The organism is Microbacterium album (assembly GCF_014643695.1).
GTDB classification, from domain to species: domain Bacteria; phylum Actinomycetota; class Actinomycetes; order Actinomycetales; family Microbacteriaceae; genus Microbacterium; species Microbacterium album.
Genome location: NZ_BMJY01000019.1, coordinates 1 through 6,654 on the forward strand (window position 1 = coordinate 1; position 6,654 = coordinate 6,654).

Consider the following 6,654-nt stretch of genomic DNA (forward strand, 5'->3'; position numbering starts at 1 on the left):
ACATCGTGCCGTTCATCCCGCAGGCCGGCTCGGGCACCCGCTCGTTCTGGCAGTCGACGATCGGGTCGTTCGGCCCGAGCGTCACCGACAGCTACACCGCGGGCGGCACGTCGCACGACGTGCAGCCCAACGACGGCACCGTGACCACCCAGGTTCCCAACGCGATCGTGCCCGTCTCGGTCGCGAGCTGGCTGGGGCAGAGCCGGAGCGCCGAGTTGGAGGGCCACTACGGCACCGTCGTGAAGGATCGTCGCTTCGGGGCGGTGCTCGGCAGCGTCAGCGGTGTCACCCCGACAGTCATGGCGCATGGCGTGCAGTACCTGAACACGGAGTTCCCGATCCTGCGGCCGGTGTTCACGGTCGTGCAGCACGCCGAACTGACCTCCAGCCCCGTGCTGGCCGCCCTGTTCGAGGGCGACGGCGGGCTGGCCTACACCGCCACCCGCCCGGGCACGGTCGACCAGCTCGTCATCACCGACTTCGGCTTCGGCGACCTCACGGGCGGCGTCACGATCTACAACGTCACCTACCACCCCGGCGACGCCACCTCGTTCCGCACGAACTGAACGCCGGCCCCTCCGCCATCCTTCCTTCCATCTTTCGACATCCCACCCACCCCAACCCGAAAGGAACCCCTCCTCCCATGCGATCCTCGCGACTGCGTTCCGCGCTGCTCGGCGCAACGCTCACCTCCCTCGTCTCGGCCTCCCTCCTCGCAGCCGCCCCCGCGTCGGCCGCCGTGCTGAACCCCGACAACGAGGTCAACGGCGGCGACTACACCATCACGCTCGACCCGACCGAGCGCTCCGGCAATGAGGGCGGCAACAACGCCCTGACCTGGGGGCCGGTGGAGGTGAACATCAGCACCGGATGCCCCCAGGGGTACCGCGACAGCTCCCGCACGCTGATCGTGACCGCCGACGGGGTCGAGACCATCGCTTCCCTGAACCGAAACAACGCCAACGCCGCACTGTGGGGACTGCAGGGCAACCCGATCCAGCTCACCGGAAACCACGCGTCGAACTGGTTGCTGCTCAACGAAACCACGCTTCCCAGTGGGCTGAACCGATTCGTCGTCACGTGTGAAGCCACGCGCCAGGTGGCCGGTGCGGGCGTGGGCGACGCCAAGTACTTCGTCGCCTTCATCGAGGTCGACCGCGCCGCGTTCTCCTGGAGGGTCGTGGACCGGCCCACGACCGAGCCGCCGGTCGAGAAGACCGAGACCACGACCTCGGTGTCCGTCACGGGCGTGACGCAGAACTCCGCGACGCTCACCGCGACGGTCTCGCCGGTCGAGGCGACCGGTGCCGTGCAGTTCACACAGAACGGCGAGAACATCGGCGCGCCGGTGGCGCTCGTCGCCGGCACCGCCACGTACTCCGTCTCGGGCCTCCAGCCCGGCACGTCGTACACGTTCGGCGCGCGCTACGCCGGTGACGACGACCACGAGGGCTCGAACGGCCAGGCCGAGCCCGTCACCACCGAGGCCGCGCCCACGCCGGATGACCAGGAGGACGTCGACCTGGGCGTGAACGTGCCGGACGAGACCAGCACCGACCCGTCGGGCCTGACGATCGCCGTCGTCCCGGGTGCGGTCACCCTGCAGGGTGCCGACCAGCGCGAGCAGGGCTCGGAGTGGGAGGCCACCGGCGAGCTCGGCAACGTGACCGTGAACGACGACCGTCGCGACGCCGCCGGCACGCCGTGGAGCCTCTCGGGCAGCGCCTCGGCGTTCACGAGCGGCAGCAACAGCATCGCGGCGACCAACCTCGGCTGGACGCCCGCCAAGGTCGACGGCCCGGGCACGGCGGGCGACGCCGTCGCTCCCGGCACCGGCCTGGCCGCCGCCAAGCCGCTCGCCTCGGGCGCCGCCAGCGGTGACGCCAACGCCCGCACCACCGTGAAGGCCGACCTGCTGCTCAAGGTGCCCGCGGGCACCCCGGGCGGCAACTACACCTCCACCCTCACCCTGACGCTCATCTGAGCGTCACCCGCACCGGGGCGGTTCCCGCCGCGCGCTCAGGCGCCGGCGGGCACCGCCCCGGACCGCGGGCGGACGTCCCCCGCACCGCACCCCCCACCCCCGAGAGAACACCCAGCACATGACGTCACGCACGTTCCCGCCTCGCCGTCACCGCGGCGTGCTGCCCCGGCTGCTCGCCGCCGCTGCGCTCGCCGGCGCCGTCCTGGCACCCGCCCCGGTCGCGCTCGCGGCCGACGAGGAGCCCGGCGGCGACGTGGTGTGGGGCGTGCAGCCGTCCACGCCCGACGGCCCCGACGGCCGCACCGCCTTCGAGTACCAGGTGGCGCCCGGCAGCGTGATCACCGACTGGGTCGCCGTCACCAACCGCGGCACCGCGCCCGCCACTTTCCGCGTGTACGCCGCCGACGCGACCGCCGATTACGACAGCGGCGCGTTCGCCCTCGTCGGCGCCGACGTGCCCTCGACGGGCGCGGGCGCGTGGACCTCGGTTGACGGCGCCCCCTCCGCCTGCGAGGACGAGGCCGACGTCGTGTGCGCGCTCGGCCTCGGCGCCTCGATCACGCTCGAGCCGGGCGCCCGCGCCGACCTGCCCTTCACCATCACCGTGCCGCACGACGCGACCCCCGGTGACCACACCGCCGGCGTGGTCGCCGGATACCTCTCCGAAACCGGTGGCGAGGGCGCGACCGTGCGGCGCGAGGACCGCGTGGGCGCGCGCATCTACCTGCGCGTCGACGGCCCGCTCACCCCCGGGCTGGGCGTCTCCGGCACGGTCGCCGACTACGCCGCGTCCTGGATCCCGTTCTTCCCCGGCAGCGCGCACGCCGGCTTCGAGGTCGTCAACGCCGGCAACACACGCGTGAGCGTCACCCCGTCGGTGCGGCTGACCGGGCCGTTCGGCATCGACCTCGGCACCGTCGCGCTCGACCCCATCGAGAACCTCGTGCCCGGCGCGACCACCCACGTCAGCGCCGAGCTGCCCGGCATCCCCCCGCTGCTGCTGCTGACCGCCGACGTGACCCTCACCGCCACCCCGGCCTCGGGCGTCGCGGCGAGCGACCCGCTGCCCGCCCCCGTCACGGCCTCCGTCGTCGCGTGGGCCGTGCCGTGGACCGGGCTCGCGGTGCTCGCCGTCATCGCCGGGGCCGTGTGGCTCGTGATCTGGCGGCGACGCCGCACGCGCGCCCAGCTCGCGGAAGAGCTCGCGGAGTACGCCGAGCGCGTGCGCGCCGAGAACGCCGCCCCCCTCGAACCCGCTCCCGCCGGTGCCGGCTACGTGCCCCGCGCCGGCCAGGAGACGCCATGACCGCCCGTACCCGAACGAAGGGCCTGCCACCCATGAACGTGCGCCCCGCCCCCCGCCCGCAGCGCGCCGCCGCGACCGCCGCGCTGGTCGCGCTGCTCGCGCTGCTGTCGCTCTGGCTCGCGCCCGCCGCGCTGGCGACCGGCAAGACCGACGTCGGCATCGGGGTCGTGATCCCGACCCCCCAGGCGACGCCGGACCCCACGCCGTCGCCGACGCCCGATCCCACGCCGACGCCCGATCCGACCCCCAGCCCGGATCCGACGCCGACCGCATCGCCCGACCCGAGCCCCGCGCCGTCGGTCGCGCCGGGCGGCGGACCGGGCGGGGACGCGGACCGCTCGCCGCTGACCCCGACCGGCCTGCCGGCCGGGGTGTGGACCGCGGCCGCCGCGGGGGCCGTGCTGATCGCCGCCGGGCTGGCCGTGCGCGCGGCGGCTCGCCGCCGCTCCGTCGGGGGCTCCGCATGAGGCTCGCGCGCCGCGCCCGCACGTTCCTGACCGTCGCCACGGCCACGCTGCTGGCCGGCGGGGCGTGGTTCGCCACCGTGCCCGGGGCGTACGCCGCCGACCACGACAACGAGCTCGTCGTGTCGGTGCCGTCTTTGCCGCCCACCCCGCCGCCGTCCTCCCCGCCGCCGTCGCCCCCGCCCTCGTCGCCCCCGCCCTCGTCGCCCCCGCCGTCGTCCCCGCCGCCCTCGTCGCCGCCGGCGTCCTCCGGGGAGGACCCGCGCGACGAGCAGCCCGGTGGCGTGCCGGCCGCGGGCGCCCCCGCCCCGCGCGGCTCGGCGACGAACGCGCCGCGGGGCGGGTCGACCGACGACACGACCGACGACGCAGTCGCGTGCACCCCGACCGAGCCCGCCGTGCCGGCGCAGCCCGCGTCCGGCGCCGACGAGGCGACCGTCGACAAGGACGTCTACCGGGTCGGTGAGGAGATCACCGCGACCGCGACCGGCTTCGGCCCGCAGGAGCAGGTGCAGCTCGTGCTGTTCAGCGAGCCGGGCCTGATCGGCTCCTTCACGGCCGACGACGACGGCACGGTCCGCGCAACGTTCCCCGTGTCCGAGAAGACCCCGCCCGGACCCCACACGCTGCAGTTCACCGGTTGGTGCGACGGCGTCGCGACCGCCGCCGTGCTGGTCGGCTCCGCGGGATCGGCCGCCGACGCCGAGCAGGGCATCCCGGCCTGGTTCTGGTGGGTCGGCGGCGCCCTGCTCGTGCCGGCCACGCTCTGGGCCGGCTGGTACGTCGTGCGGCTGATGCGCGCGCCCGGCCCGGAGGCGGCGGTGGCGTCGTGAGCATCGATACCCGCCCGTCGGCGGAGGCGCCGCCCCGCCCCGCGGTCGACGACACCATCGCCCCGCCCACGCGGCACGACCCCTCGCCCGCCCCGGCGGCCGCGCCGCCGCCCGCCCCCGGCGCGACGCCCGGGGCCGGACCCGACGCCCAGATCACGGCGCCCCTGCCGCGGCGGCGGCCCCTCGGCCCGCGCCGGCCGGTCGCGGCCGGCGGGACGCCCCCGCGCAAGGGACGCCGGCGCCGCCTGCTGCCCGATCCCGCCCCCCGGTCGCCCGCGCCGCGCGACCTCCGGTGGTGGACAGGGGCCGCGCTGCTCACCGTCGCGGTGCTGCTGGCCGGGTTCGTGCTGCACGCCGCGCTGCTGTCGGCGTTCCAGCACTACCGCGCGCAGACCATCGCGTACGACGAGCTGCGCACGTCGCTCGCCAAGGCCGAGGCGCCCGTGGGCCAGCTCGACCTGAACGAGCGCGCCGTCGCCCCCGGCACGCCGGTCGCGCTGCTGGAGGCGCCCGCGATCGGACTGTCCGAGGTGGTGGTGAACGGCACCGACGCGCAGACCCTGCGCGGCGGCATCGGGCTGCGCCGCGACAGCGTCATGCCGGGGCAGGCCGGCACGGCGATGGTGTTCGGCCGCCAGCTCACCTACGGCGGGCCGTTCGGGCAGCTGCACCGCCTCGAGCCCGGCGATGAGCTCACCATCACGACCGGACAGGGCACGCACACGTATCGCGTGTTCGGCGTGCGCCGCGCGGGCGATCCGATGCCCGACCCGCCGCGCGCCGGCGAGGGACGCCTGGAACTGCTGACGGCCGACGGCCTGCCGCTGTTCGCCTCGGGCGTGCTGCACGTCGACGCGACGCTCGTCTCGGAGCCCCAGCAGAACCCCGCGCGGGTGCTGACCGTCTACGCCCTCGGCGACGGCGAGCTCCCGATGGGGCAGGACCACAGCGGCTGGTTCACGGCCTTCTTCCTGCTCGTGTTCTTCGTCGCCGGAGGCATCGGCACCTGGTGGCTCTGGACGACCTGGGGCCGGTGGCACGCCTGGGTGATCGGCGTGCCCTTGCTCGTCTTCTTCGGCATCGCGACCGCCGACCAGGTGATGAACGCGCTGCCCAACCTGATCTGACCCTTACCCGAAGGACCTCACACAGCCATGACCTCCCGACCCGAATCCCTGGCCGCCGACGACATCACCGACGTCCACCCCGCCCCGCGTGCCGCCGTGCCCCGCGCGGGCGCCACGGCCGACGCGACCGCGGCGAGCGGCGCCGCCGACGCGCCCGCGGCCGACGACATCACCGACGTGCACCCGTCGGTGTCCGCCCGCGGCGCCGCCGTCGCCCCTACGTCCGCGCCTGCGGACGACGTGACCGAGGTTCTGCCCGCCCGCCGGGGCCGTGGCCGTTCGGCCGCGCCGGACGTCGTCCCGCCCGCTCCGGCGGAGGCCGGCGACCCGGGCACGGCATCCGTGCCCGCCGGATACACCGAGCCGCTGTCCCCTTCGACGGGACAGCCCGACCCTCTGGTGCCCGCGGTCCCGACCACGACCCTGTCGGCTCTGGAGGGTCGGGAGGTGTCGGCGTGGTTCGGTGAGCGGAAGGTGCTCGAGCGGGTGTCGTTGCGGATGGAGGCGGGTCAGGTGACGGCGTTGATCGGTCCGTCGGGGTGTGGGAAGTCGACGTTCCTGCGGATTCTGAACCGGATGCATGAGCTGGTGCCGTCGGCGTCGTTGGCGGGGGAGGTGCTGCTGGACGGGGAGGACATCTACGACCGGGGCAAGAAGCTGCAGGATGCGCGGAAGCACATCGGGATGGTGTTCCAGAAGCCGAATCCGTTCCCGGCGATGTCGATCTACGACAACGTGATCGCGGGGTTGAAGTTGACGGGTAAGCGGGCGTCTCGGGATGAGAAGGACGAGATCGTGGAGCGGTCTCTGACCGCGGCGGGCCTGTGGAAGGAAGTGAAGGATCGGTTGCGTCAGCCCGGTGGTGGTTTGTCGGGTGGTCAGCAGCAGCGGTTGTGCATTGCGCGGTCGTTGGCGGTGAAGCCGAAGGTGCTGTTGATGG

General features: G+C 74.6%; 7 protein-coding genes. All 7 read left to right on the forward strand.

The genetic code is table 11. From position 1 onward, the window contains the following. Positions 1-566, forward strand: a 566-nt coding sequence (locus IEX37_RS14230; RefSeq protein WP_229663293.1) for a hypothetical protein, incomplete at its 5' end; no start/stop codon positions are given. Between the two features lie 77 nt (positions 567-643). After that, positions 644-1,984, forward strand: coding sequence for an Ig-like domain-containing protein (locus IEX37_RS14235; protein ID WP_188756989.1), 1,341 nt, complete (start codon positions 644-646; stop codon positions 1,982-1,984). 118 nt (positions 1,985-2,102) lie between these two features. Then, positions 2,103-3,290 carry a COG1361 family protein gene (locus IEX37_RS14240; RefSeq protein ID WP_188756991.1) on the forward strand — a complete coding sequence of 396 codons (1,188 nt, stop codon included), beginning with the start codon at positions 2,103-2,105 and terminating at the stop codon, positions 3,288-3,290. Beyond that, the gene (locus IEX37_RS14245) at positions 3,287-3,757 is read left to right on the forward strand and encodes a hypothetical protein (RefSeq protein ID WP_188756992.1); all 471 of its coding nucleotides are present in this window, start codon (positions 3,287-3,289) and stop codon (positions 3,755-3,757) included. Before IEX37_RS14240 ends, IEX37_RS14245 begins: the two co-directional genes overlap by 4 nt. Next, a complete protein-coding gene (locus IEX37_RS14250; RefSeq protein ID WP_188756995.1) occupies positions 3,754-4,587 on the forward strand; it encodes a hypothetical protein in 834 nt (277 codons plus the stop codon). Before IEX37_RS14245 ends, IEX37_RS14250 begins: the two co-directional genes overlap by 4 nt. After that, positions 4,584-5,714 (forward strand): sortase, encoded by a 1,131-nt coding sequence (locus IEX37_RS14255; RefSeq protein WP_188756996.1) that lies wholly within the window; start codon positions 4,584-4,586, stop codon positions 5,712-5,714. Before IEX37_RS14250 ends, IEX37_RS14255 begins: the two co-directional genes overlap by 4 nt. A 27-nt stretch (positions 5,715-5,741) precedes the next feature. After that, on the forward strand, positions 5,742-6,654 hold a 913-nt coding region (locus IEX37_RS16175), incomplete at its 3' end, for a phosphate ABC transporter ATP-binding protein (protein WP_229663294.1).